General features: G+C 39.8%; 23 protein-coding genes. 7 read left to right on the forward strand and 16 right to left on the reverse strand.

The features are described 5' to 3' along the window. Positions 1 to 88: 88 nt before the first annotated feature. The 4 genes from glpE to glpD all read left to right on the forward strand — a co-directional run bounded on the left by glpE (position 89) and on the right by glpD (position 3852). Positions 89 to 415, forward strand: a complete 327-nt coding sequence (gene glpE / locus ABN256_RS11890; protein WP_072068864.1) for a thiosulfate sulfurtransferase GlpE — start codon at positions 89 to 91, stop codon at positions 413 to 415. Between the two features lie 19 nt (positions 416 to 434). Beyond that, positions 435 to 1274, forward strand: coding sequence for a rhomboid family intramembrane serine protease GlpG (gene glpG / locus ABN256_RS11895; protein WP_196554403.1), 840 nt, complete (start codon positions 435 to 437; stop codon positions 1272 to 1274). Positions 1275 to 1312: 38 nt separating this feature from the next. Beyond that, positions 1313 to 2071 (forward strand): DeoR/GlpR family transcriptional regulator, encoded by a 759-nt coding sequence (locus tag ABN256_RS11900; RefSeq protein WP_006534541.1) that lies wholly within the window; start codon positions 1313 to 1315, stop codon positions 2069 to 2071. 287 nt (positions 2072 to 2358) lie between these two features. After that, a complete protein-coding gene (glpD, locus tag ABN256_RS11905; RefSeq protein ID WP_340894268.1) occupies positions 2359 to 3852 on the forward strand; it encodes a glycerol-3-phosphate dehydrogenase in 1494 nt (497 codons plus the stop codon). 125 nt (positions 3853 to 3977) lie between these two features. Here the strand turns inward: glpD and ABN256_RS11910 are convergent, their stop codons facing one another. Beyond that, complete coding sequence (locus ABN256_RS11910; protein WP_196554405.1) at positions 3978 to 4331, reverse strand: DUF488 domain-containing protein; 354 nt, start codon at positions 4329 to 4331, stop codon at positions 3978 to 3980. Positions 4332 to 4608: 277 nt separating this feature from the next. On the opposite strand from ABN256_RS11910, the gene metF reads away from it, so the two are divergent. After that, a complete protein-coding gene (gene metF / locus ABN256_RS11915; RefSeq protein ID WP_072068868.1) occupies positions 4609 to 5508 on the forward strand; it encodes a methylenetetrahydrofolate reductase in 900 nt (299 codons plus the stop codon). A 47-nt stretch (positions 5509 to 5555) separates the two neighbouring features. Here the strand turns inward: metF and ABN256_RS11920 are convergent, their stop codons facing one another. The 9 genes from ABN256_RS11920 to ABN256_RS11960 form a co-directional block, all read right to left on the reverse strand. Beyond that, positions 5556 to 6146 carry a DUF4291 domain-containing protein gene (locus tag ABN256_RS11920; RefSeq protein ID WP_109408995.1) on the reverse strand — a complete coding sequence of 197 codons (591 nt, stop codon included), beginning with the start codon at positions 6144 to 6146 and terminating at the stop codon, positions 5556 to 5558. 256 nt (positions 6147 to 6402) lie between these two features. Beyond that, the gene (locus tag ABN256_RS11925) at positions 6403 to 7407 is read right to left on the reverse strand and encodes a LacI family DNA-binding transcriptional regulator (RefSeq protein WP_197269771.1); all 1005 of its coding nucleotides are present in this window, start codon (positions 7405 to 7407) and stop codon (positions 6403 to 6405) included. Between the two features lie 54 nt (positions 7408 to 7461). Then, a complete protein-coding gene (locus tag ABN256_RS11930; RefSeq protein WP_072068871.1) occupies positions 7462 to 8979 on the reverse strand; it encodes a tripartite tricarboxylate transporter permease in 1518 nt (505 codons plus the stop codon). 19 nt (positions 8980 to 8998) lie between these two features. Continuing rightward, on the reverse strand, positions 8999 to 9460 hold the full coding sequence (locus ABN256_RS11935; protein WP_196554407.1) for a tripartite tricarboxylate transporter TctB family protein: 462 nt from the start codon (positions 9458 to 9460) through the stop codon (positions 8999 to 9001). Positions 9461 to 9521: 61 nt separating this feature from the next. Next, positions 9522 to 10496 carry a tripartite tricarboxylate transporter substrate binding protein gene (locus ABN256_RS11940; protein WP_231619347.1) on the reverse strand — a complete coding sequence of 325 codons (975 nt, stop codon included), beginning with the start codon at positions 10494 to 10496 and terminating at the stop codon, positions 9522 to 9524. Positions 10497 to 10516: 20 nt separating this feature from the next. Then, positions 10517 to 11569 carry a sialidase family protein gene (locus tag ABN256_RS11945; protein ID WP_196554408.1) on the reverse strand — a complete coding sequence of 351 codons (1053 nt, stop codon included), beginning with the start codon at positions 11567 to 11569 and terminating at the stop codon, positions 10517 to 10519. A gap of 22 nt (positions 11570 to 11591) precedes the next feature. Further along, positions 11592 to 12521 (reverse strand): dihydrodipicolinate synthase family protein, encoded by a 930-nt coding sequence (locus tag ABN256_RS11950; RefSeq protein WP_072068875.1) that lies wholly within the window; start codon positions 12519 to 12521, stop codon positions 11592 to 11594. A 10-nt stretch (positions 12522 to 12531) separates the two neighbouring features. Continuing rightward, entirely contained in the window at positions 12532 to 14178 is a 1647-nt protein-coding gene (locus ABN256_RS11955) for a signal transduction protein (RefSeq protein WP_072068876.1), read from the reverse strand. Positions 14179 to 14228: 50 nt separating this feature from the next. Continuing rightward, positions 14229 to 15815 carry an FGGY-family carbohydrate kinase gene (locus ABN256_RS11960; protein ID WP_197269768.1) on the reverse strand — a complete coding sequence of 529 codons (1587 nt, stop codon included), beginning with the start codon at positions 15813 to 15815 and terminating at the stop codon, positions 14229 to 14231. 437 nt (positions 15816 to 16252) lie between these two features. Between ABN256_RS11960 and ABN256_RS11965 the strand changes: the two genes are divergently transcribed. Further along, positions 16253 to 16681: a hypothetical protein gene (locus ABN256_RS11965; RefSeq protein WP_197269767.1), complete on the forward strand. Its 429-nt coding sequence runs from the start codon at positions 16253 to 16255 to the stop codon at positions 16679 to 16681. 51 nt (positions 16682 to 16732) lie between these two features. On the opposite strand, the gene ABN256_RS11970 is transcribed toward ABN256_RS11965, so the two are convergent. The 6 genes from ABN256_RS11970 to ABN256_RS11995 form a co-directional block, all read right to left on the reverse strand. Further along, positions 16733 to 17485, reverse strand: coding sequence for an ABC transporter ATP-binding protein (locus tag ABN256_RS11970; RefSeq protein WP_197269766.1), 753 nt, complete (start codon positions 17483 to 17485; stop codon positions 16733 to 16735). Positions 17486 to 17509: 24 nt separating this feature from the next. Beyond that, positions 17510 to 18325 (reverse strand): ABC transporter ATP-binding protein, encoded by an 816-nt coding sequence (locus ABN256_RS11975; protein WP_197269765.1) that lies wholly within the window; start codon positions 18323 to 18325, stop codon positions 17510 to 17512. After that, positions 18303 to 19172, reverse strand: coding sequence for a nickel/cobalt ABC transporter permease (gene opp1C / locus ABN256_RS11980; RefSeq protein WP_196554413.1), 870 nt, complete (start codon positions 19170 to 19172; stop codon positions 18303 to 18305). Before opp1C ends, ABN256_RS11975 begins: the two co-directional genes overlap by 23 nt. A 2-nt stretch (positions 19173 to 19174) precedes the next feature. Further along, a complete protein-coding gene (gene opp1B, locus ABN256_RS11985; RefSeq protein WP_072068882.1) occupies positions 19175 to 20101 on the reverse strand; it encodes a nickel/cobalt ABC transporter permease in 927 nt (308 codons plus the stop codon). 62 nt (positions 20102 to 20163) lie between these two features. Then, positions 20164 to 21738, reverse strand: coding sequence for a nickel ABC transporter substrate-binding protein (gene nikA, locus ABN256_RS11990; protein WP_349439499.1), 1575 nt, complete (start codon positions 21736 to 21738; stop codon positions 20164 to 20166). A 15-nt stretch (positions 21739 to 21753) separates the two neighbouring features. Beyond that, the gene (locus ABN256_RS11995; RefSeq protein WP_115351095.1) at positions 21754 to 22536 is read right to left on the reverse strand and encodes a class I SAM-dependent methyltransferase; all 783 of its coding nucleotides are present in this window, start codon (positions 22534 to 22536) and stop codon (positions 21754 to 21756) included. A 433-nt stretch (positions 22537 to 22969) separates the two neighbouring features. Here ABN256_RS11995 and ABN256_RS12000 point away from each other — a divergent pair, with 433 nt between their 5' ends. Further along, positions 22970 to 24493 (forward strand): vWA domain-containing protein, encoded by a 1524-nt coding sequence (locus ABN256_RS12000; protein ID WP_349439500.1) that lies wholly within the window; start codon positions 22970 to 22972, stop codon positions 24491 to 24493. Positions 24494 to 24617 lie beyond the last annotated feature (124 nt).

The raw sequence follows: 24617 nt of genomic DNA on the forward strand, positions 1-24617 counted from the left end.
ATCTTTACCCATTTGACGTTATGATAAATGTGTCGTTCTCTCGCTCAGAACAAATAAATTAATTAACAATATAATAAATAAGACAATTATGGATAAGTTTCAATTTCTTAGCATTGAACAAGCTTATCAATTCTGGGTATCTCAATCGGCTATTTTAGTCGATGTGAGAGATCCTCAGAGTTATCGCTTTGGTCATGCGACAAATGCATTTCATCTCACCAATGAAACGCTAAATCAATTTTTACAAAATGCTGACTTTGATGTTCCTGTTATGGTGATGTGCTATCACGGCCACAGCAGTCAAGGGGCAGCTCAATATCTGGTTAATATGGGCTTTGAAACCGTTTATAGTATTAATGGTGGTTTTGAAGCATGGCAAAGAGAGTTTCCACAAGCGATAACGTCTCTGCAATAACGACGGATGAGTTTTGTCAATGATCCACATTATTACGCTTTCTAACCCTCAAGCTGCTGATTTATTTGTCAATTACATGGCAACAAAAGGTGTGCGAATTCACGCAAAAAATGAGAATCAGCAAATCTCACTTTGGTTAGAAGACCAACATCAGTTAGAAATGGTTGAAAAAGAACTTAACACGTTCCTACGTGAGCCCTTTCATCCGCGCTATCAAGCCGCAAGTTGGCAAACCGGCAATCCGCAAAATACGGGTATAAAATATCGCCCAGCTTTTTCGGTAAAAAATATGGTACAGCGTTCAGGCCCGTTAACGGTACTGGTGATTATTTTATGTATCCTCGTTTTTATCTGGCAACAAGTGGTTGGTGACTATGATGTCATGCTCCATTTAGCATGGCCTTATGAAGAGAGCTTAAACCTTGAAGTTTGGCGCTATATTACTCCAGCATTTATTCATTTTTCACTGATGCATATCGCCTTTAACCTTGCTATGTGGTGGTATCTCGCAAGTCAAACAGAGCAGCGATTAGGTACCAGTAAATTATTTGTGATCATGCTCGTTTCTGCGCTCTTTAGTAATTGGGCACAATCCTTGTTTACAGATTCCAACTTTGGTGGGCTTTCTGGTGTTGTTTACGCATTAATTGGCTATGTTGGTTTAACCGGAATACGTAATCCTGAAAAAGGTATTGGCGCCCCAACAGGTTTAATCGTCTTTTCAATTTTATGGATTGTTGCAGGTTATATGGGCGTTTTAGGTGACTCTATCGGAAATGCTGCACATTTTGCAGGCTTCCTTATCGGCTTATTGATGGCTTTGTGGGATAATCGACATCAATTATCTCGTAGATCATAATAAAATTAACATGATATTTTTAACATTAGGGGACACCTGTGAAGCAAACGCAACGACATGATGCCATCATTGAACTGGTACGCCTACAGGGCTATGTCAGCACTGAAGAGTTGGTGGAGCATTTTGAAGTCAGCCCACAGACCATCCGACGTGATTTAAATGAATTAGCGGAAAAGAACAAAATCCAACGTCATCACGGTGGTGCCGCATTACCTTCAAGTTCTGTGAATACCGCTTATCATGATCGTAAAATTATGTGGTCTGATGAAAAATCACGGATTGCGCAACGCGTGGCGAGTTTAATTCCTGATGGTGCAACACTATTTATTGATATTGGTACAACGCCTGAAGCCGTAGCACATGCACTTATTAACCATAAGAACCTCCGTATAGTAACTAACAACCTTAATGTAGCAACATTACTGATGGGCAAAGAAGACTTTCGTTTGATCCTTGCAGGTGGTGAAGTGCGTACACGAGATGGAGGGATTGTCGGTGAAGCTACACTTGATTTTATCTCTCAATTCCGTCTTGATTACGGTATTTTAGGGATAAGTGGTATTGATATGGATGGCTCATTGCTTGAGTTTGATTACCACGAAGTTCGCACTAAACGCGCAATTATCGAAAATTCGCGCTGTGTTATGTTAGTGACTGACCATTCTAAATTTGGTCGTAATGCGATGGTAAATTTAGGCAATATGAATCTGATCGATTACTTATTTACCGATCAAGAGCCACCAGCAGGGATACAAAAAATTGTTGAACAACACAACGTTCAACTCGAATTATGTTAATTGAATAAACTCCCTCGAAAAGTACCTATTTAGGTACTTTTTTTTATCAATTCACCATCAAACTCAATTAACTCCTTCTATTCCTTCTCTTTTTTATTAATAGATTAACAATGTTGCTTATTTCCAATAAGCCCACAAATTATGCGGATATGATAATAAATTGTTATCCATATCACGCGGTTATGTTTTTTATCAGTTATATAGTTGGCATTTTCATCAAACTTCATTACAATTATGAGCGAAAACGAACATTAAAGAATTGTTTCGCGCATTCGTAGGAGGATGTTATGAAAACTCAAGACTTGATTGTCATCGGCGGCGGAATAAACGGCGCTGGAATTGCGGCGGATGCAGCTGGCCGAGGCCTTTCAGTACTTATGCTGGAAGCTCAAGACTTAGCAAGTGCGACATCTTCCGCGAGCTCTAAACTTATTCATGGTGGCTTACGTTATCTAGAACACTACGAATTCCGCTTAGTAAGCGAAGCATTGGCAGAGCGTGAAGTGTTATTACGCTTAGCGCCACATATCGCATTTCCAATGCGCTTTCGCCTACCACACCAACCACACTTACGCCCAGCTTGGATGATCCGTATTGGTCTGTTCCTTTATGATCATTTAGGAAAACGAGTAAGCCTACCAAGCAGTAAAGGTATTAAATTTGGTGCAAACTCTGTTTTAAAACCAGAATTAACACGCGGTTTTGAATATTCAGACTGTTGGGTTGATGATGCACGTTTAGTGGTACTCAACGCACAAGAAATCGTCCGTCGTGGTGGTGAAGTGCGCACACGCACAAAAGTCACCCGCGCTTGGCGTGAAAATAATTTATGGATGGTAGAAGCAAAAGATTTACGCACAGGTGAAACATCGCTCTACCAAGCTAAAGCCTTAGTAAACGCAGCAGGTCCTTGGGTTAAAACCTTATTTGATGAAGGCTTAAAACTGAAATCACCTTATGGTATCCGTTTAATTAAAGGTAGCCATATCGTTATTCCTCGTGCTCATAACGAACCACAAGCTTATATTTTACAAAACGAAGATAACCGTATTGTTTTCGTTATTCCTTGGATGGATGAGTTCTCTATCATTGGTACTACGGATGTTGAATATAAAGGCGATCCTAAAGATGTCGCTATCGATGACAACGAAATTCAGTATTTACTGAAAGTCTATAACGATCACTTTAAAAAGCAGTTAACTAAAGAAGATGTGGTATGGGATTACTCTGGCGTACGTCCATTATGTGACGACGAATCAGATTCACCACAAGCAATTACCCGTGACTACACCTTAGATGTTCATGATGATAATGGTCAAACACCACTGTTATCTGTATTTGGTGGTAAATTAACGACTTATCGTAAATTAGGTGAGCACGCTGTTGATAAACTTGTTGCTTACTTCCCTAACATGGGTAAACCGTGGACTAAAAATGGTCAATTACCGGGCGGTAATTTAGAAGGTTGTGATCGTGATGGTTATTCACGTTTAATTCGCCAACGTCATCCTTGGTTACCAGAAGCACTGGCACTGCGTTTTGCCCGTACTTATGGTAGCAACACCGAATTACTGCTTGAAGACATTACTGATTTAGCAGGCATGGGTGAAAACTTCGGTCATAATCTGTATGAAGCAGAATTACGTTATTTAGTAAAACATGAGTGGGTTATTGAAGTGGATGATGCTATTTGGCGTCGTACTAAACTCGGCATGTGGCTAAATGACGAACAAAAACAACGTATTGCCCAATGGTTAGCAGCAAATACTCAAAATTCATAAGAGTAGTCATACTATTCTCTGACTCTGTTCGATGTTTTTATTAGCAATTTTTGTGGCGCCTAATACCGCGCCACTTTTTTTTGCTTTTTTCATATCAAAATCATCAAAACACCCTAAATTAACCGCTATTTAAGCTGTTTTTCCAAAAAGGCTTTTAATACTGTCGCATTATTTTGTTGCTTATCTTTACCTGAATAAAGTAATACCAACGGTTGCTCTTTCGCTATTGCGACAAGCAATTGCCAATGTTCAGGCGCAGCTATTAATTCTTGTGTATAACGTTGCGTGAATTCAGTAAAATCCCCGCCACCACCATGAAACCATTTTCGTAATTCAGTCGAAGGCGCAACACCTTTATTCCATTCATCATAATGAAAATCTGTCTTTTTCACCCCTCTTGGCCAGAGCCTATCGACTAACACACGATAACCTTCATGCTCACCATCTTTATCATCATAAACACGTTTACAGGTGATCATTTCGCCTCCCATCAATACGTTAGTTAGTTTTATTGTAGAAGAAAAATGAGAAAATTAACCCCTCAATATACTCACTTTCATCATAGAGTCGCTTCCAACATGAAATTCCCTCTCCTTTTGATTGAATTATCCTCATCAAAAATAGGGTGAATAGTTGTTGACTAAATAACCTAATTAAGAGAATCTACATCTAGACGTCTAAATGGTTAGATGGGTAAATAAGTAGTGATACTTAAATAAAAATAACAACACAGTGAAAGATTGATGAGGTACAGGTATGAGCTTTTATCACGCAAGCCAACATGAAGCACTTAACCAAAATCTTGCTGAATTAGATGGCCAGATCCAAGTTTCATTTGAATTTTTTCCTCCTCGTACCGAAGAGATGGAAAATATCCTCTGGCAATCTCTTGCGCGTTTAAATACCTTAAAACCGAGCTTTGTTTCTGTGACTTATGGTGCAAACTCAGGAGAGCGTGATAGAACACACTCTATTATTAAAGGAATAAAAGAACGCACAGGATTAGAAGCAGCACCGCACTTAACTTGTGTTGATGCAAGCCGTGAAGAACTCCAACATATCGCACAAGATTATTGGCAAAGTGGTATTCGTCATATTGTCGCTTTACGCGGAGACTTGCCCGATAACACACAAAAGCCAGAAATGTACGCCACTGACTTAGTCCATTTACTCAAAGGTGTAGGTAATTTCGATATTTCTGTTGCCGCTTATCCAGAAGTGCACCCTGAAGCAAAAAGTGCGCAAGCGGATTTAATTAACTTAAAAAGAAAAGTAGATGCAGGAGCAAATCGTGCCATCACTCAGTTTTTCTTTGATGTAGAAAGTTACTTACGTTTTCGTGATCGCTGTGTTTCAACAGGGATTGATGTGGAAATTGTACCGGGTATTCTGCCTGTAACTAATTTTAAACAGCTAAAACGCTTTGCGGGTTTAACCAATGTAAAAATTCCGGGATGGATGAATAAAATGTTTGATGGATTGGAGAATGATCCTGAAACCCGTAGTCTAGTAGGTGCCTCAATTGCAATTGATATGGTGAAAATTTTAAGTCGTGAAGGGGTAAAAGATTTTCACTTTTATACGCTTAATCGTTCAGAATTAACTTATGCTATTTGCCACACGCTGGGTGTTCGACCTGAACTTGTTAGAGCATGAATTGACACAATTACCCCGCCAATAAAGCGGGGTGACATTCTGATGAATTATTCACCAAAGTGATATGGTTTTTCTACTGGCAATAGGCTGTATGCGGTATCGAGATCACCATTAGCAATACAAGCATCTATTTTATGTACCTTATCCGTAATATCCGTAATATTCACAATCCACTCTTTACAATATTTTTCAACTGCTTGATTTCGCAAACCAATTTGGATAGTGCGATAACTGAGTCGATTAAGATAAATATCACGTTCAGGATCCCACTGAATGCGGATATTACTGGTTTCTGACGCTTCTTTCCACGCTTCAGCGCTAGTATAGCGGTCTGGGTCAAAATGACTCACAACACCTTGAGTCAGCATCTCTTGAAAACCTTCATGTGTAATATCAACCGCAAGAATAGAAGCTTGATTAGCGTCTTTACGTCCCCAACCAGAACGGTACATCATCCAAAGAAAGGAAGGTTTTACCCAAGTCATACGGGTCATACTAAAAGGGGGCGAAACAAATGTTCCGTTTGCGACTGCGCTCTGAGCAATAGTATTAGAATAGGCTTGATAAACACGAACAAAATCATTCGTATAATATGCCCTTACTTCACACTCAGGACATCGGTCAACATCATCGTTCATCTTTCTTTAATATCCTTTTATATTAATAAAATGGAACTATCCGCTTAAATTATGAGCCTCTGATCGCAGATAATCAAGAGCCCTTATTTTTGTTAAAGCTCTATCAATAGAGTAGCGCGCATTTATAAAAGTAAAAAAAAGAATAACAATAAAACGAGCAGACTAATGTTCCTATTGTGTTTTATTTATACAGTGATGAGTCAATTAATCTTGCTAATCTACTCACAAAGTGAGGCGAATAAGCGATTTAATTGACTCACTGGGTAGAAATTAGGCGCTCGATAAGCTGTGTTTTTATTAATGCAGGGGATTTAATTGCGGTGCCTGCTATCTTTGCAGACATGATTTCAAAGGCTTTTTCGACCAATAAAGCCTCATCTTGCTTCATTGACCACACGTTATTAGGTAAAAAGCTCAACATCACATGATCATCGAATGTACCAATATGGAGGTGAGCAGGAATAACACCTTCGTGTTGACGAATAACACTCAATAGACCTTCAAGAATAGGCAGTGATGAGGCAATAAAATGAGTCGGTATTTGCTGATGTTGCTCTAAATACTGTTTCATCATTTGTTCGCCATCTTTGGTCGTATTATGTTCTGCATAAGAGACCGTTACACGACTATCATCGCCATAATGCCCTTTTATCGCTTGTACATAACCTCGTAAGCGCGCTGCAATCGTGGGCAATAACGCATCTCCCGCAAAAAAATGGATTGGCGCATCTAGTTTTATCATTGCTCTTGTCAGTTGAGCCCCACTGTCGCAGTTATCTGATGCTACACAAATAGCATCACTCACAGAAAAATCTCTATCTAAGAAAACGAGGGGTTTTTGACGGTGTTTCACATGGTGTAACTGATTTTTTCGGCTGGATGAAACAATAAAAATGCCATCAACATTGCGTTCATCCATTGATTTAACAAGTTTATTTTCATTTTTGATATCACCATAGGTACAGCTAATTGTTAGCTGACAACCAATTTGGTGACAATGCATCTCTAATTTTTCAGCCAAAGCAGCAAAAAACGGGTTAGAAAGACGAGGAATAACCAATCCGTAGGTATCTGTTTTATTCAGCTTTAAGCTTCTTGCCGCATGATTGACGGTATAACCAAACACCTCAACATAGTCTGCTATCTTTTTTTGTGTTTTTGCACTGATCCGGTATTGATCACCTTTGCCATTTAATACCAATCTGACTGTGGTAATAGACAAATTCAGGTCATTTGCAATCTGTTCAACTGTTTTTGCCATTAATATTCCATCATTGATATGGCCCTCATCGTAATGATGGGGGCCAGTTAACCTTTACTGAGCAGGCTTAGCTCGGCATTTCTTCCACATCGCTTTTAACGAAGGCCCTATAATTGGTAGGATCAACGTCAGTATCGCAATACCTAAGAATGTCGCTGTAATTGGGCGAGTATACAGAATTGATAGGTCGCCCTGAGACATCATTAAAGCACGACGTAAGTTTGATTCAGCCATCGGCCCTAAAATAATCCCGATAACTACAGGAGACATGGAAAAGTCGAGCTTTATCATAATATAAGCTAACAATCCCGCCCCCATCATTACAAACACATCAATGATGCTATGGTTTACAGAATAAGCACCTACACTACACAATACAAAGATAATAGGCACTAATACACGGCGTGGCACATCCATCACTCGAACAAAGAGTTTCATACATAAGAAACCTAAGATACCGAGGAAAATATTCGCCATCATCAAGCCAATAAAGATACTGTTTACTTCAACGGGATTGTCTGTAAAGAGCTGAGGCCCCAATGCCAATCCTTGAACCATAAACGCACCCATAATAATGGCGGTTGCACCATCACCTGGAATACCTAAGGTCATTAACGGCACCATAGTTCCGCCTGTGACGGAGTTTGCACCCGCTTCTGGCGCAGAAACACCTTCTGGTGAGCCGTGACCAAACTCTTCAGGGTGTTTAGACCAACGCTTTGCTTCGTTATAAGAGATAAATGATGAAATGTCTCCGCCCGTTCCCGGAATTGCACCAATCGTTGTACCAATGGCAGATGAACGAAAATAAGTTGGCAATACACGTTTAAAATCAGCCCATGTTGGTAAGACTCGGTGAATACGTGCGTTAATTTTTTCGTTCTTCTTCTGCTTACGTTCACGGTACTCTTCTTCAAAGCTAATAAGTCCTTGAGAGAAAGCAAACAAACCAACCAAGATAGGAATAAACGAAACACCACCCATTAAATAAACGGTATCAAAGGTAAAACGAGGTCCTGACGTCATCGGATCAAGCCCTATGGTCGCAATCGCTAAACCAATTGCTCCCCCCATTAATCCTTTCACAATCGATTGCGATGATACACTGGTAATAATACTTATGCCAAATACTGCGAGCGCGAAATACTCAGCTGCGGAGAAACCTGTTGCTACTTTTGCCAATTGAGGTGCAATCACAATCAAGGCAATCGTACTAAAGATCCCTCCAAACATGGAGCCCATTGTGGATAACCCCAGTGCCCGCCCCGCTTCACCTTTTTTCGCCATTGGATAACCATCCAAGACTGTTGCAGCAGAGGCCGGAGTACCTGGTGTACTAATCAATATCGCGGTAATTGAGCCACCATAAACGGCACCACAATACATTCCTAGCAGGAGTAATATCCCTGTCATTCCTTGGAAGGAGTATGTTAATGGGAGTAGCAATGCAATTCCCATATTCACTGTTAAGCCAGGTAATGCACCGATAATAATACCCGCGAATACCCCTAACAGGATCATCGTTATCGTTTCCAGACTGAAAACGACCATTAAAGCGTCTAATATTTCCATCTCAAAGCTCCTTTACCGCTTACTCAAAAAAGACGGAGGTTGGCAGAGGTGAATTAAAGATAATGTCAAAGAAGACATAAACGGCGGCGACCATCACGATGGGAATAACGACCAACGCGATAGGTTTTCTTTCATTCATCAGCCACATAATGACCGGGATAAGAAGCAATGACGGAATAATAAAACCAAAAAAATGTAAGCCCGCGGCATAGACCAACATAAAGATGCCTAAACCATAAGCGCGTTTAACTGCGGTAGAACTTAGGTCAACAGACTTGTGCACGTGTTTGATTTTATCAACCACAATACTAATCCATTGAAAAATCCCCAGTAAAATAAATAAGATGGCTAAACCGTAAGGCCAAAAACGTTCCCCTGGTACACCATAATCATCAAACATGCTCATATCACGGGAGAGATAGATAATAAGTGCCCCGAAAGCCACTGAAATCGCACCGATGATTGTATTGATTTTTGTCATGTCGGGATCTCCCCGACCCTACCTGCCGTAACAGGTAGGGTGGTTTATAATAATAGAAAAGTTATTTTTTCAGGGTTGTTGAAATTAACTCAGCATACATCTCGTGGTCTTCTTTCATCATTTGGTAAGCATCGTCACCAGTGATAAATACAGGCATAATACCTTGTTTTTTCAGTGCTTCTTGATATGCAGGTTTTTGAACCACTTCAGAGAATGCATCCACTAACTCTTTCTTCACGTTATCAGGTACATTAGCGGTTGTTGCTAATACAGCCCAAGCACGCATTTTTACGTTAGTGTCTAATTTCAGTGCTTCTTTGAAAGTTGGTACAGCTGGGAATAATGGGAAACGACGTTCATCCATTACACCAAGAACACGTAAAATACCCGCATCAACTTGAGATTTAACCGCACCTGGTGTGGTTAATACGCCATCAATATGGTTACCTACTAATGCTGCGATTGAAGGACCTGTACCTTCGTTATAAGGGATGTGATTAAATTTAGTGCCAGTAGTACGCTCGATATTAACACCAGCTAAGTGATAAATAGCACCCATACCAGAGTTACCTACTTTCAGTTTACCCGGATTCGCTTTCGCGCCATCGATAAACTCTTGTAACGTGGTGTAAGGTGATTCGGCATTAACAACTAATACCACGGGATCGGCAATGGTTGTTGCGATTGGGGTAAAGTCTTTATAAGTAACCGGTGATTTCCCTTGGTGTGGGAACATCGCCAACTCAACAGTTGTCATCACTAATTTTGTGCCATCTGGGCGCGCATTAGCAACTTCAATCAGACCAGTTAAACCATTACCAGCAGGCTTATTCACAGGAACGAAGATACGTCCAGCTGGCATCACATCTTTTGCAAATTCAATGATAGTACGAGCAGATGTATCAGTACCACCACCCGGATTTTTCGGGATGACAACATCAATATTTTTTGTAGGATACGTTAACTGTTGGGCAACTGCATTCCCCATGCCCAGTGTCATCGTAATCGCCAACGCTGCGAGTAGACTCTTTTTCATAAAACCCTTTCTCCACATTTTTATTGAGTAGCCATTAATTGCTGATAAACAATGTTTTTTCGATTCCAAGTAAAGGTCACGTGTAGGGTATTGTTTTCAGCAATAATAGCCGGATATGAAAATTCGCCTTCCCCATCGAGTAAATCGAATGGTTCAGACCAAGTACTGCCATTATCGGATGAAAGACTGACAGAGATAGGATAACGACGGCTCCAGTTACCTGAATTCGGGTTATACACCAATGCCAGTTGACCATCTGCGAAGGAGACGACATCAATGCCGCTATTATTATTTGGTAATATTGTTGCATAAGCCGGACACCAACTGCGCCCATAATCCGTTGAATCGCTACGATAAATAGTACCGCGCGTACTCCGCATCATGGCATGCACATGCCCCGGCTGGGATCCCCATAGTGTTGGCTGTATCACGCCATCCCATTGAAAAACGCGTTGTAGATCAGTCTCCCATAAGGCATCGTCCTTTAAACCTTGCCAAATTTCATGTTCCGCCAGCTCACCTTTATGGTGTTCAATCGGAATATCCACTCGCAACCAGTGCTGACCGTTGTCACTCGATATATCAACAAACGAATCCCAAAATTGGTCATCCTCAACCGATCCTGGTGCCAGCCACTCGCCATTCGACATCACTAATACTTTGTTCTTCACAGGACCTCTAGGTGCTACATCACCAGAAACCAATTCACTCGGTAAACCCCAGCTATTTCCGCCATCCTTCGAGATAACGTATTGGGTCGTCCAACTATGTACATCGGGACCCGTTTTATAAAACAGCCAGATATTACCTGTTGATGGGTCAACATGTAAAACTGGATTCCAGTGCGCAACACCCGGATTTTTAACAACAGGTTGAGCGTGCTGCCAATGTTCACCCTCTTTTATCGCCAGCCAGATAGCAGTATTACCACTACCTTCTTTATCGCCAGCAAAAAAAGCGGTTAACAAACGCTCAGAGTTAGGCACACGCGCAATCGTTGAAGCATGGCAGTGATTAAAAAGTGAATGTGCGTTATCAAGCACAAACTGGGTTTCCTTCATCACGAAAGGCATATTCCTACTCCTGTGTCCTAAATTAATCTAACGAAAGCCATTTTTTCATGTTTTCACCCAATGCAGTCATGCTATTGACGGCAGAAGGGAAAAATGAGTTTTCAAACTGACTGCTATTACGGGAACGGCAGACCAGAGTGCTGAAGTTACCAATTAGGCGCTGATGATATTTAGCGCATGCTGGATAATCCAGTGTTTCGGTCATCGCTGCTGTTGATAAATAATCAGCTAATACTGCAGCCTGCTCAGGTTTATCCTTCCAATTTTCATAAAGCCAAACATAAAGCTCTGGATGGAAGTTAGCCATAACACCGCTATATGCCTGACATCCCGCTTGGAATGATGCTAATAACGTTTGACTGTTCGCATTGGCTAAGTGCAAGCGAGTTCCTTTTGATAATGCCAAACGGCGCTCTATCATTGGTAGAGAACAGCAGGTATCTTTAATAAAAGTAAAGCGATTACTTTGCGCACACCACTCTACAATCTCTTCAGATAACAAGCGTTTGTAAGGATGAGGACATTCATAAATACCTAAATCAATCTCTTTCGGTACCACATTGGTTAAGACTTGCAGTGTTTCCAGCGCTTTATCATCTGACTCACCAACAAGCGCTAAGCGATTACTGATCATAATGACGCCATCGACACCTGTACCTGCCATTGCCTGCAATTGTTCTTTTTGCTGACTTAATGCGGTTGCAGTATGACCAGAAGCCACTACAGGTACTCTTCCATCTGCTTTTTCAACGATAAAGCGAGTAAGTGCTTGAGTTTCGTCATCACTTAAATAAAACATTTCGCTTGATTGGCAGGCAGCAAAGAGTCCATGTACACCAGAATCAATATACCAGTCTACAAGACGCTCTAACGACGCCCAATCAATCTCCCCTTTGGCATCAAAGGGAGTTAACATAACAGGCCAAACACCAACGTATTTTTGCTGACTCATCATTAATTCCTTACAGTAGGTTAATGGCATCACCTGCCACTTTTACTTGAATACCTTGAGTCAATGCTTGAGCAACAAAGGCTTTAAGCACAAACGCCAATTTATCTTCATCAATGTAAGCCACCGTAATGTGATTACTTTGATGTCCTGCCATAAGGTCATCACGCGTTACGCCATCTAACGTACAGTTTAATAATGGCCATTCGTAGTTGGTTGCTCTACGGCGACGTTCAAATTCTGCTTCAGGTAATTCTACCGCCACACCTGTACCGATATGCATAATCACATCAGTACCTTCATAATGTGCACGACCCCATAACAAGCGCCCTGCTTTACCTTGACCTGCGATAGTTGAACCTCCTTTAGGGAAGAACATCGCTGGCTGACGATAACCTGTTGCACCTTTTAAGCCACCTTTGAGGTGTTCAAAAGGAACCGATCCTGAAATCTCCATATCCCAGTAGAATGTTCCTTCGTACTCACTACCCCAACGAATATCATGCAATGTGGTTTCTGCTGGTAATCCTAATGATGTTAATAAACGCCATAACATCGTTTGAGGAATAGCCGTTCCCATATCCACTTCATTGATACAAGGAATTGGCGTGTTAGGGCAGATAATCTCACCGTTTTCATCTGGTAGTGGGAAACGTGCTGTTGAACCAATAGCACCTTCGGCAAAGTCAGACGCTGGACAACAATCTTTTAAGCCCTGCTGATATTGCACACCCACCGCAGTTAAACCAAAACGTTTTACGAAACGCGCCATTGCAATCATCATGGCGCACTGCTCCATCACCTGCTCACGAGTGAGTTCAGTTTTGTCATCTTGACCAAACATAAACGTCATTCCGTTATCTTCGTACCACTGTAAACATGCCTCTCTTAATTCTGTCGGTACTTTCGCCATTTCGACCAGTAACGCAGATTGAGAAAGGGATTCAATTGGCATACCAATATTGATCATGGCCTGTTGTGGGAAGACCCCGTTAATCATTCCCATACAGAATGTATCGAACAAACCTATTATTTCTTTATTTTTAATTATGTATTCGCCGACTTTACGACCCACTTCGCCAGCTTCTGTCGCCATTACCCTGTGTGTTGGCGCAATATCTGTAAGATAGCTAAGCTTATGATTTACATAGCCATATTTTAACCAAGTGGCTAAGCCATCTACAAAGAATTCATCATCAAACTCTTCTGACCATAAACGTGAATAATTTTTACCTAAACTGGTCATCGTTCCTGCTAAACACAACATTCCTACCAGACCTGGCCATGTACCATCAAAGTTAGCCAGCAGTAAAATAGGACCACGATGGTGTGCTAATGAAGAGGCAATATGGTGCGAATATTGCCATGCTGTTAATAACACGATAACCGGTGCATCAGGATCGATAGCGGCAAACATGTCACAACCTTCACGTTGACTACTGATAAAACCATGACCGCGAGCTTCATTAATTTCATGAGCACGCTTCATTTTGTAACCTTGGGCTTCTAATGCCGCGGCCAGTTTATCTTCAAATTTTTTCTGTACAGGCCAGCACGTTACGTTTGCAGGCTCACGTAAGTCTGCGTTAGTGACCATCAAGATCTCTTTCTGACCTGCTGTGATGGTTGTCGGTAATTTTGGTAGATTTAAGTTCAACATAAGATATCCCTGGTAAGGTAAACTTGGTTCATAATCGGAAAAATTAGAGGTCAACAATCTGACATCATTTCGTTATAACGCTGCTGATCTTGATACATCTGCAAATAAACTTGATATTTAGCTTGATGGAAGGCGAACGTGTCGCTATCTGGTGTGATAATGCCACCTTCTCTCACCATTGCACTGGCAGCTTTTGAGAAATCATCAAAGGCTTTACTGGCTACAGCACCTAGTAATGCGGCCCCTAAATTCACGGCATCTTCTTCTTGTGCTAAATGAATTTCACGGCCTGTCGCATTGGCATATTCGCGTAACCACAATGGATTTTTCGTCGCGCCACCGCACATCACGATGCGATTGATTTGATGCCCAGCATCTTCAAGTGTGTCGATAATATGGCGTGTGCCATAAGCAATAGATTGCAGTGTCGCCAGATAATATCGCGCCAATGCAACACGACCACTTTCCAGCGTTAACCCGCTTACCATGCCTTTTGCAGCAGGATTGGCGCGCGGAGAACGATTACCATGATGATCTGCTAAAACATGAAACTGTGTGGTTGGGTATTGTTCATTCTCTTCCAATTCAGCGACAGCTTCGTTTAATAAGGCATAGTAGTTAACGCCTTTTTCATTCGCTTCTTGCTCTAATTCAGCCCATGACTCATGACGGCGGATAGACCATTCAACTAACGCACCAGCAGCACTTTGACCACCTTCGTTTAGCCATAATTCGGGTAACATCGCGCCAAAGTAAGGTCCCCAAACACCGGGTACCATAATGGGATATTGGCTCACAATCATGTGACAGTTAGACGTACCGCTGATAATTGCCAAACTCCCTTCAGGTTGTGATGCCGTTAATGCCAAACCACCCGCATGTGCATCAATAATGCCTGAAGCAACAATGACACCCGTGTGCAAGCCAAACGCATTGGCAACCGATTCATCTAAACAACCCGCTTGTTCACCTAATGCCAGAATGGTTTGTGGTACTTTTTCTAATAATTCATCCAAACCTACATCGGCTAACAAACTCTCACTAAATTGTCCCTGATGTGCTAAATAGTTCCATTTACAGGTTAATGTACAGGTACTTGCCACATCTCCTGATGTTGCTTTCCAAACTAAAAAGTCAGCTAAATCAAAGAATCGCCATACTTCTTGATAACGCTCTGGGTAATGATTTTTTAACCACAGAATTTTTGGCAATTCCATTTCAATACTCACTTCACCACCGACATATCGCAGTGAAGGATCATTGGTCAGATTGATGGTGACTGTTTCTTGTACGGCCCGATGATCCATCCACATAATGATATCTTGTTCAGCGTTACCGCTTGGCGAAACCGAAAGTCCTTTACCTTCTTTATCCACAGCGACTAAAGAACAAGTGGCATCAAAACCAATAGATTTCACATGGATAGGATCAATAGCAGATAACGCCACCGACTCTTTTACGGTAGTGCAAACCTGCTGCCAAATATCGGTGGACGATTGCTCAACGAAATCCGTTTTAGGACGGAATTGAGCAATAGGGCGTACAGAAAAGCCTAAACGCTTTCCATTGCTATCAAATACCGCTGCACGGACACTGGCTGAGCCAACATCAACGCCAATAAAATATTGTTGTTCCATGCGAACCCTCATCATTTGCTAACGCTATGCTAATTTTTGCTACTTCGAGTTAGCAAGTTAATTCGAGCATGATGAAAAAACAATCACAATAAGATTGGTTTGTGATGCAGATCTACATCAATAATTTAATTGATTGATTTTAATGATAATTTATTTATTTCACTTTATTGACAATTAAAATGAAATACTGAATCGATTATGTTCGTTATAAATATTACGAACATTTAATTAATGTCCGAGTAAAAATACGTATAAAAATATTAATTGGCTTATCATAAAATGATTTTATTAAAAGGTATCTCACTAATTATTAAAAATATTATTCAAAAAAGAGTAATACACTAAAAATAATCATCTTCCTATTGTTATAACTTCCCATTGTTTTATTTTTAATAAGTTAATTTAAATTTATACATTCATTTTTGGAGCATTTTATCATGTTGAAAAATATTGCTGTCAGTCTCTCTCTACTACTTATTTCTTCTTCTGCTTTTTCAGCAACATTAGCAGAAAAAGAATTACACCAAAAATTTGAAGATAATATTCAATCTCGTGTTGTTGATTTAAATAAAAGCTGTGATACCAATATAAAAGTTGCTTTTGATTGGTCTGCATTTACTGCTGATGATTTAAAAACAACAGGGATTGATAGTTATTGTAGTGAGGGACTAAAAGGTGTCATAAATACCTGTGAAAGCTCTAAAATTGCACAAGAAACAGTAAAAGAAAAAATACAGAATATTACCTGTACTAAGGCAACGCCTCGTAGTATTGAACTCAAAGAAGGTATGCTAAATTTCGGTATTGATTTCAATGCCTCAAATGATGCAAAAGCCGTTCAAGAACACTTAATGAATAATCTCTAAATAGATTAAATTCAGCAAACAGCAATACTTAAAATTATTGCTGTTTATTAATTAGATAACAGATTGAATAAGTTTTTTAGAATAATCATGCGTAACATTACCTAAGTTATTTATCTCACATAATTCAATCTTCTTACCTTGTAAAAAGAACATGACTTTATCGCAAAAGTAAGCAACTGTTTGAATATCATGACTAATAAAAAGATAAGATAATTGGAATTCATCTTTTAACTGTTTTAATAAATCTAATATCTGTACTTGAGTAGGAATATCTAACGAACTAATCGCTTCATCTAATACAATTAATTTAGGGTAAGAGGCTAATGCACGACATAAACATACGCGTTGTGCCTGCCCACCTGACAGTTCATAGATATAACGTTTATAACAATTTTTAGGTAATCCTACTTTATCTAAAAAAGCAAAAATAAGCTTTTCTAATGCCTGATGATGAATACTTGGAGCCACTATTTTTACTGGCTCAGCAATAATTTCGCCAACCGTTAATGTGGGATTAACGGATGTTGTATAATCTTGGAAAACAATACTAATAATACCTTGACGATGAAGTCGTTTTGTCACTGATTTATTATTCAAATAGATAGCGCCACTATCTGGTAATTCTAATCCACAAATTAAACGTGCTAAGGTGCTTTTACCACTGCCACTTTCCCCCACTAAACCAAAAGTTTCTTGGGTATTGATATTAAACGAAAGAGCGTCAATGACCTTCACTTTTTCACCGAATAAAGTGTTATTTCTTTGAGTATAAAACTTACTGATATTCTCAACGTTTAATAACATAGCGTCTCTTTTATTATGATGATATTAATATGTTTTTTTATTAATCAATTGCTCGAAACGTAATGAAAGCTGTCGCCGTGCATTTATTAAATAACGCGTATATTCCTGCGTTGGAGATGTTAAAACGGTTGTTTTATCACCAAACTCAACCATTTCCCCCCCTAGCATCACGACAATATCATCAGCAATTTCATTAACGAGCCCTAAGTCATGGGAAATAAAAATCAGTGTTGAGTGGTGAGTCGTTACGACATGCTGGAGCAATTTTAAAATCTCTCGACGAAGAGGTGCATCAAGTGCCGTTGTCGGCTCATCTGCAATTAATAGTTTCGGTGATAAGGCAAGTGCAATCGCAATCATCACACGTTGTAATTGTCCACCACTTAATTGATGAGGAAATGCTTGCATAATAGATTGAAATTGATGAGGAAATACATGAGATAATGCTAACTCAGTTTCTTCTACAGCTTGCTTTTTAGAATAGGAAAAATGGTAGATTAAAGTTTGGCTAATTTGCTTGCCTATTTTCATCAAAGGATCAAACGCACTCATGCCATTTTGAACAATCAAGCCTAAAGATGTTCCCAATAAAGCTCGACGTTGAGAAAATGCCTCACCACTAATTTTCTTTCCATCAAAGAAAATCTCCCCTGACATGACTAATTGTTCAGGCAGTAATCCCATAATGGCTTTACTAATGACACTTTTTCCACTACCACTTTCTCCGACAATCGCTAATGTACGTCCTTGCTTTATCGAGAAAGAGACATTATCAATCAGCTTTTTTCCGCTTTCTTGATGAGTAATAGAAACATGCTCAAGTGTCAGTAAGTTGTTCATGCTTTTCTCCTACTGACTGGCGATTATCCGGATCAAACACATCACGTAAAAAATCACCCCAAAAATTAAATGCGGTAACAACAAGGGTAATTGCAATGCCTGCGGGTAACATTTGCTCTGGGTGTAATACCATGACATTTTTTGCTTCACTAAGCATATTTCCCCATTCTGGCGTCGGTGGTTGTACACCTAATCCTAGAAAAGAGAGCGCCGAGATCATTAAAATAACACTACCGATATCGGTTGATGCTAAGACAATAGTTTCAGCAAAGGTAACGGGTAATAAATGACGTCGTAAAATATGGTGAGAAGGTGCACCAATCACCTGTGCATATGCAATGTAATTACGATGGGAATATTGGCGAACAACCCCTCTGATCATTCTGGCATACCACGCCCATTTCACTAAAATAACGGCAATTAAGATATTACCAATACCCGGCCCCATTATTCCCACTAATGCTAAGATCATAATTTCTGCAGGAAATGACAAAACCACATCACATAATCGCATAATCAAGGTGTCTGTTTTTCCATGGAAAAAACCAGCTAACATGCCCATTAACCAGCCAATAATTAATGTCACGCTCATGGCTAATAAGGCATAAAATACCGTCGTTCTTACACCAAACAATAATCTTGAAAAGATACAGCGCCCTAAATTATCCGTACCTAATGGATAATCAAAACTCATAGGCTTAAATTTCAAACGTATTGAAGTTAAAGAGGGATCATGCGGTGCTAACCAAGGAGCCAATATTCCTGCAATAACCACAATAGAGATCACCAATAAACACAATTGTGCACTTTTGTCTTTTGCAAGTCGTTGCCAAAACAGTTGCCACATGATTATCTCCTTAACCGCGGATCAGCCATCATCTGAATGACGTCCATCAAAAAGTTAAAAAAGAGAAATAGCAATGACATCAATAAAATATAGGCCTGTATCATCGGATAATCACGACCAAATATAGCACTGATACATAGTCGCCCAATTCCCGGCCATGCAAAAATATTTTCAATCACGACTGTACCGGCAATAAGCTTTGGAATACTCATACCCAATGCCGTTAAACTGGAATACAACGAATTACGTAAAATATGGCGACGTAAAATAAGGTTATCCGGTAATCCGCGAGCTTTGGCATAAAAGACATAAGGTTGATGCCATTGATTTAACATCGCACCTCTTAACAGCCGTAAATAAGTACCGATATATCCTAAAGAAAGCGCCAATGCAGGCAAAATAACAGATTGTGGTGATAACATTCCACTGACAGGGAGCCAATCTAAATAAACAGCGACTCCCCAAATCAATAGCAATCCCAGCCAATAATTCGGTATAGCCGTTAGAATAAAGACAATAAAACGAATGCTTTTATCTGTAAAACTTTGGGGTTTAACCACACACCACAATGCTAAAGGCAGTGCCAAAACAATCGTAAAAAATAAGGCTGTTGAAGCCAACCAAAGCGTTGGAGGTAATGCTCTTAGCATCTCTTGAATAACTGGGGTTCTGGTAAGAAAAGAAGTACCAAAATCAAGCTGGAACCCTGCTATTAACCATAAAAAATAACGGGTAAAGAAAGGTTTATCTAAACCTAACTCATGACGCATACCCTCAATGGCTTCAGGGGTTGGAACAATTTCATTAACACGTAATGCGACTTCCGCAGGATCAGACGGCGCTAATTCCAACAGAATAAAAGCAATAAATGAAATCATCAGTGCCAGCGGAAATATCGCCAACACTCTCCAAAATATATAACGTAGCATAAAGTTTAATTAGTGTGACACTTTCATGTAAGGTGCCACACATATCTAAGTTAGCGTTTTAACTACGGCTTAAAATGCATTTTTTCAAACGGTATTTCATATTGAGACGGATTAAAGCCAACATTTTCTAATTCACTTCGGTGGATAGCCTTAGTACGAGAATAGGTTAATGGGATATAGACAGCTTGATCAGCTAATGACGTAAATAAGGTTTTATATAATGCCTGACGTCGCGTTTCATCAGGTGTAATTAATAGCTCACCAATCATGGCATCTAATTGTGCTTTATTCGCTAATCCTTTTTGTCCTTGGTAATCCGCATGAGCGGGTATTCTAAAAGATGAAACAAAGGAAGCGGGATCATAAGGTGTTCCCCATGAAAGCGAATATTGTAAATCAAAATCACCATTTTTTTGTCTATCTAAATAAGCTTGTTTTTCTTCACCTAAAATCGTCAGACCAACACCAATCTTTTTAAAATCATCTTGAATGAGTTCGGCAATTTCTTTTTCTACTGCGTTATTCACATTATAAGAGAGCAATAATTGTAGTTTCTGACCATCTTTTTGACGGATAGTCTCACCTTTTGGTAATACCCAGCCCGCGGCCTCTAATAATTCAACCGCTTTTGTAGGCTGATAAGCATAGGTTGGCGAGCTAAAATCACAATAAGGCACACTGCGCGCCATTAAAGTATCTGCGACTCTTTCACTGCCCGCTAAAATACCTTGTGCAATTCCCTCTTTATCGACTGCATATTGCAATGCTTGGCGAACATGTTGATTTGATGTCATTGGACGACTACTGTTTAGCACAATAGCACGAGACGCAATTGGAGCGCTCATTTCAGTTTTAAATTTATCTGATGCCATAAGGGCTTCAAATGAATCCATATCTAACATGTCGCCATCAGCACCAAATATAAGCTGAATATCTCCCTTTTGTAGAGAAAGTAGCATCGTTTGTCGGTCTGGGATCACTCGCCACATTACCCCATTTAATACAGGTTTTTCTCCCCAATAATTTGGGTTAACTTTAAACTCTGCGTATTGGTCTTTTTTATGTTCAGTTAATACCCAAGGCCCCGTACCAATATAGTTCGCAACGCCTGTTTTTGTTTTGCCATTAATAAATGAATTTGGCGAAATAAAGCGGAATGGGCGAGTTAAACCTAATTCAGTTAATGTTGGGTAGTAAGGATTTTTTAAATTTAATTTAACGGTAAATTCATCAACAACTTCAACGCTATCAATTTGGCGAACTAACTCTAACCACGCATGTCGTTCATAGTTATCTAATACGGCTTCAATATTTAATTTTACGGCTTTGGCATTAAACGGTTCGCCATCACTAAAGGTCACATCATGGCGTAAATAAAAGGTATAACTTTTGCCGTCAGGAGAAATATCCCAACGCTGGGCTAAATAAGGTGTAACACCTTTTTCGGTATTTAATACAAGAGATTCAAATACCATGTTTTGAGCGGCCATCTCACCAGAGTAGAGATGAGGGTTAATATCACGAATATCTTTTGTACTAGCATAATCCAGTATGTTATTGCTTTTATCTGCAAGTGCTGGAAATACACATGCAAGTGTTAATAATAGAGTTGGGATCACCGAAAATAAAGGCTTCACGTTATTCTCCTTTCATTATTTATACGTTGTTTTTTGTGCGTGGATCATAAACATCGGTGTTGATCCATAATTAATTTTTTCTTCTTCATTCCACACAAAATCACCAATGCGGGTGTCTATCATGTATCGATTAAAACCAATCTCTAGCAAGGTATTAATGTCCCATTGAGGACGTTTTATTTGACTCAATGGAAGTTGGCGTGCAATTCGCTCCATCTCTTTTGTATCAGTATTTACATAGTGATCTTCAACTTGTTCTTCTATTGAACGAGCTCTATCTGCCACAAAACCTTGCCAATATGCCTCATCAAAAAGGTGTAAATACCAGTTAGCATCAAAATTAATTAAACTACCGCCCGGCTTTAATACACGAAACCATTCTGAATACGCCACTTGTGGTGCTTTTAAATTCCAAGTGACATTACGGCTGACAACAAGATCAAATTGCTCATTGGCAAAAGGCAGTTGATGTACATCTCCACGAATAAATTGAATATTTACCTGATGTGTTTGTGCATTCTGTTTGGCTTCTTGCAACATGCCTTCAGTTGCATCAATTGCTGTTACATCATGTCCAGATAACGCTAATAAAATGGCAAAAAAGCCTGGGCCAGTTCCAATATCTAGTACTTTTAAAGTTTCGCCCTCTTTAACATGCCCCAATAACAAATGACGCCATTTTTGTTGTTTTTCACTCAGCAATTCTTGTTGATTAGACTCACTATAACTTTCTGCTCTGATATTCCAGTAACGAGTTACATCATTAAGTAATGGGCTATTATTTATTTTATTTGTCATCAGAAACCTACGGTTGTATCTACGTAAAGAGGGGAAATAAATTCCCTCAAAAGCGAATGATTTGGCTATTTTATAGTGTGGGTAACATACCTTGTAACCCGTCGATACTCTATGTGCTATATCAATATTCATCAGCACTCAATGGTGAGAGTTGGTTGATTTGTAATCTTCGCCTTTAACATAAAGGCGTCATCCTAAAGGGTAAAAAGAGAAATAAGCAAATAGATTATTTTGCCTGTTAAAATAGAGAAACAAATTGAGCGAATTTAGTAATAAACTAAAGCTTAAGTGCTATAAAAATTTATTTTGCCTTAGATTAAAAAAATGAACGCTTTAATTTCACCTTTTCAATAAAACCGTTATAGTCAGTAATATTGATATCTTAAATTTCTCTCTTTAAACGAATATAGCCGTCACAAAGGCTCTCTAAAATATGAATCGAATTTCACGATTAACGGCTGATATTTCCCGCGCCGATTTTGCCTTAACTCATCAACAGCAGTTACTTCAATTGCTGATACAACATTTTCCGACTAAGTATCGAGCACTATTTGCCACGCCAGAAAAGAAATCGGATGACGTTATTGAATGGTATTCTGCAATTTCTGGTAATCCTGTTGCTTTGACCTCGTTACAAGGCCAAGAACAACAAGAAATAAGACGTATTTTAGATGAACGCCTTAACGATATTAAAACACAAACAGCGTTATTAGCTTCGCAAAACAGAATTACAGATGAAGAGCGCCATCTTTTAGATACGGCATCAACGCTACCTGATAGCGAAAGTGTCTATGTGATTAATGGGCAACCTGTTATTACATGGTGGCCACGCACAACCCCATTACCACCACCAATTGCACAAGTTACCGCTGGTGCAAGTGCCGCAGCTGCGGGTGCCGCACTCGCGGATGTGCCAGCCAAAACACGCAATCGCTGGTTACGTTGGCTATTACTCTTCTTATTCTTGCTGTTTTTAATTTTATTGGCATCTTGGCTAAAAGGGTGTTTTGATCCCACGGCCGTTCCTCCTGTTGTGGAAGAAAAACCTGCCGTTGTAATACCACCAGAACCCGTACCTGAGCCAGAGCCCATTCCTGAGCCAGAACCAGTACCAGAACCTATTCCAGAGCCGATCCCTGAACCCGTTCCAGTACCTGAACCTATTCCTGAACCAAAACCTGTGCCAAAACCTGTGCCAGTGAAAAAACTTACGCCACTAGAAGCTTGTGTACAAGATGAATTAAAAAAAACGGGTGTAACAGAAAAGGCAGCTAATGCAACCTGTGAAAATCGCTTAGCCAGCAAGATAAAACAAATGTGTCCAGCTGATCGCCCACCAGAACTAGCACCACAAGTAATTATTATCTTTGATGCTTCAGGCTCAATGGCGCTGAGTATGAGTTTAACAGAAGACGATTTAGACTTTATTTCAAGCACAGGAAAGCTCTTCGCGGGCTATGATGCCGAACCTCGTCGAATCACTGTAGCAAGAAATGCAGCGACAAAGATTATTAATAGTATTCCTTCAGATATGAAAATTACTACCGTTGTGGCATCAGACTGCGGTGTAGTGAAATCAAGTCCTGCTTACGGCGGCAATGAACGCTCAAAATTGCTTAACTACATTAAACGTATTGAACCTGATAGCGGTACACCATTAGCCGAATCTATTCAACGAGCTGGCTCTCTAATCAAAGGTAATAATCGTGACACTATTATTGTCTTATTATCTGACGGTTTAGAGTCTTGCGATCAAGATCCATGCGCAGCTGCCAGAACATTAAAACGAGCTCATCCTCGCGCCGTAATTAACGTTGTTGATATTTTAGGTACAGGCGCAGGCAACTGTGTGGCGAATGCAACGGGAGGGAAAGTCTTCACTGCGCGTAATGCCAATGAAGTCAGTTTAATGACTCGAAAAGCAATTGAAGATTATATTCCGAAGAACTGTAAATAATGATTGATTACTATTTTTAATATTTATTTCACCCTCTTTGTTTCAACATTGAGGGTGAAGTTTTTCACGTATTTCGCGTAATTTATTATTATATTGAAGCTAGTAGGTGCTATATCTTATCTAT

The organism is Proteus sp. fly-1008 (genome assembly GCF_040140305.1).
Taxonomy (GTDB): Bacteria; Pseudomonadota; Gammaproteobacteria; order Enterobacterales; family Enterobacteriaceae; genus Proteus; species Proteus vulgaris_B.

Bases quoted from the DNA above. Each gene is read 5' to 3' on its own strand.
- glpE (WP_072068864.1), top strand. From the start codon at position 89: ATGGATAAGTTTCAATTTCTTAGCATTGAACAAGCTTATCAATTCTGG.
- glpG (WP_196554403.1), top strand. From the start codon at position 435: ATGATCCACATTATTACGCTTTCTAACCCTCAAGCTGCTGATTTATTT.
- glpD (WP_340894268.1), top strand. From the start codon at position 2,359: ATGAAAACTCAAGACTTGATTGTCATCGGCGGCGGAATAAACGGCGCT.
- ABN256_RS11910 (WP_196554405.1), bottom strand. From the start codon at position 4,331: ATGATCACCTGTAAACGTGTTTATGATGATAAAGATGGTGAGCATGAA.
- metF (WP_072068868.1), top strand. From the start codon at position 4,609: ATGAGCTTTTATCACGCAAGCCAACATGAAGCACTTAACCAAAATCTT.
- ABN256_RS11920 (WP_109408995.1), bottom strand. From the start codon at position 6,146: ATGAACGATGATGTTGACCGATGTCCTGAGTGTGAAGTAAGGGCATAT.
- ABN256_RS11925 (WP_197269771.1), bottom strand. From the start codon at position 7,407: ATGGCAAAAACAGTTGAACAGATTGCAAATGACCTGAATTTGTCTATT.
- ABN256_RS11930 (WP_072068871.1), bottom strand. From the start codon at position 8,979: ATGGAAATATTAGACGCTTTAATGGTCGTTTTCAGTCTGGAAACGATA.
- ABN256_RS11935 (WP_196554407.1), bottom strand. From the start codon at position 9,460: ATGACAAAAATCAATACAATCATCGGTGCGATTTCAGTGGCTTTCGGG.
- ABN256_RS11940 (WP_231619347.1), bottom strand. From the start codon at position 10,496: ATGAAAAAGAGTCTACTCGCAGCGTTGGCGATTACGATGACACTGGGC.
- ABN256_RS11945 (WP_196554408.1), bottom strand. From the start codon at position 11,569: ATGCCTTTCGTGATGAAGGAAACCCAGTTTGTGCTTGATAACGCACAT.
- ABN256_RS11950 (WP_072068875.1), bottom strand. From the start codon at position 12,521: ATGAGTCAGCAAAAATACGTTGGTGTTTGGCCTGTTATGTTAACTCCC.
- ABN256_RS11955 (WP_072068876.1), bottom strand. From the start codon at position 14,178: ATGTTGAACTTAAATCTACCAAAATTACCGACAACCATCACAGCAGGT.
- ABN256_RS11960 (WP_197269768.1), bottom strand. From the start codon at position 15,815: ATGGAACAACAATATTTTATTGGCGTTGATGTTGGCTCAGCCAGTGTC.
- ABN256_RS11965 (WP_197269767.1), top strand. From the start codon at position 16,253: ATGTTGAAAAATATTGCTGTCAGTCTCTCTCTACTACTTATTTCTTCT.
- ABN256_RS11970 (WP_197269766.1), bottom strand. From the start codon at position 17,485: ATGTTATTAAACGTTGAGAATATCAGTAAGTTTTATACTCAAAGAAAT.
- ABN256_RS11975 (WP_197269765.1), bottom strand. From the start codon at position 18,325: ATGAACAACTTACTGACACTTGAGCATGTTTCTATTACTCATCAAGAA.
- opp1C (WP_196554413.1), bottom strand. From the start codon at position 19,172: ATGTGGCAACTGTTTTGGCAACGACTTGCAAAAGACAAAAGTGCACAA.
- opp1B (WP_072068882.1), bottom strand. From the start codon at position 20,101: ATGCTACGTTATATATTTTGGAGAGTGTTGGCGATATTTCCGCTGGCA.
- ABN256_RS11995 (WP_115351095.1), bottom strand. From the start codon at position 22,536: ATGACAAATAAAATAAATAATAGCCCATTACTTAATGATGTAACTCGT.
- ABN256_RS12000 (WP_349439500.1), top strand. From the start codon at position 22,970: ATGAATCGAATTTCACGATTAACGGCTGATATTTCCCGCGCCGATTTT.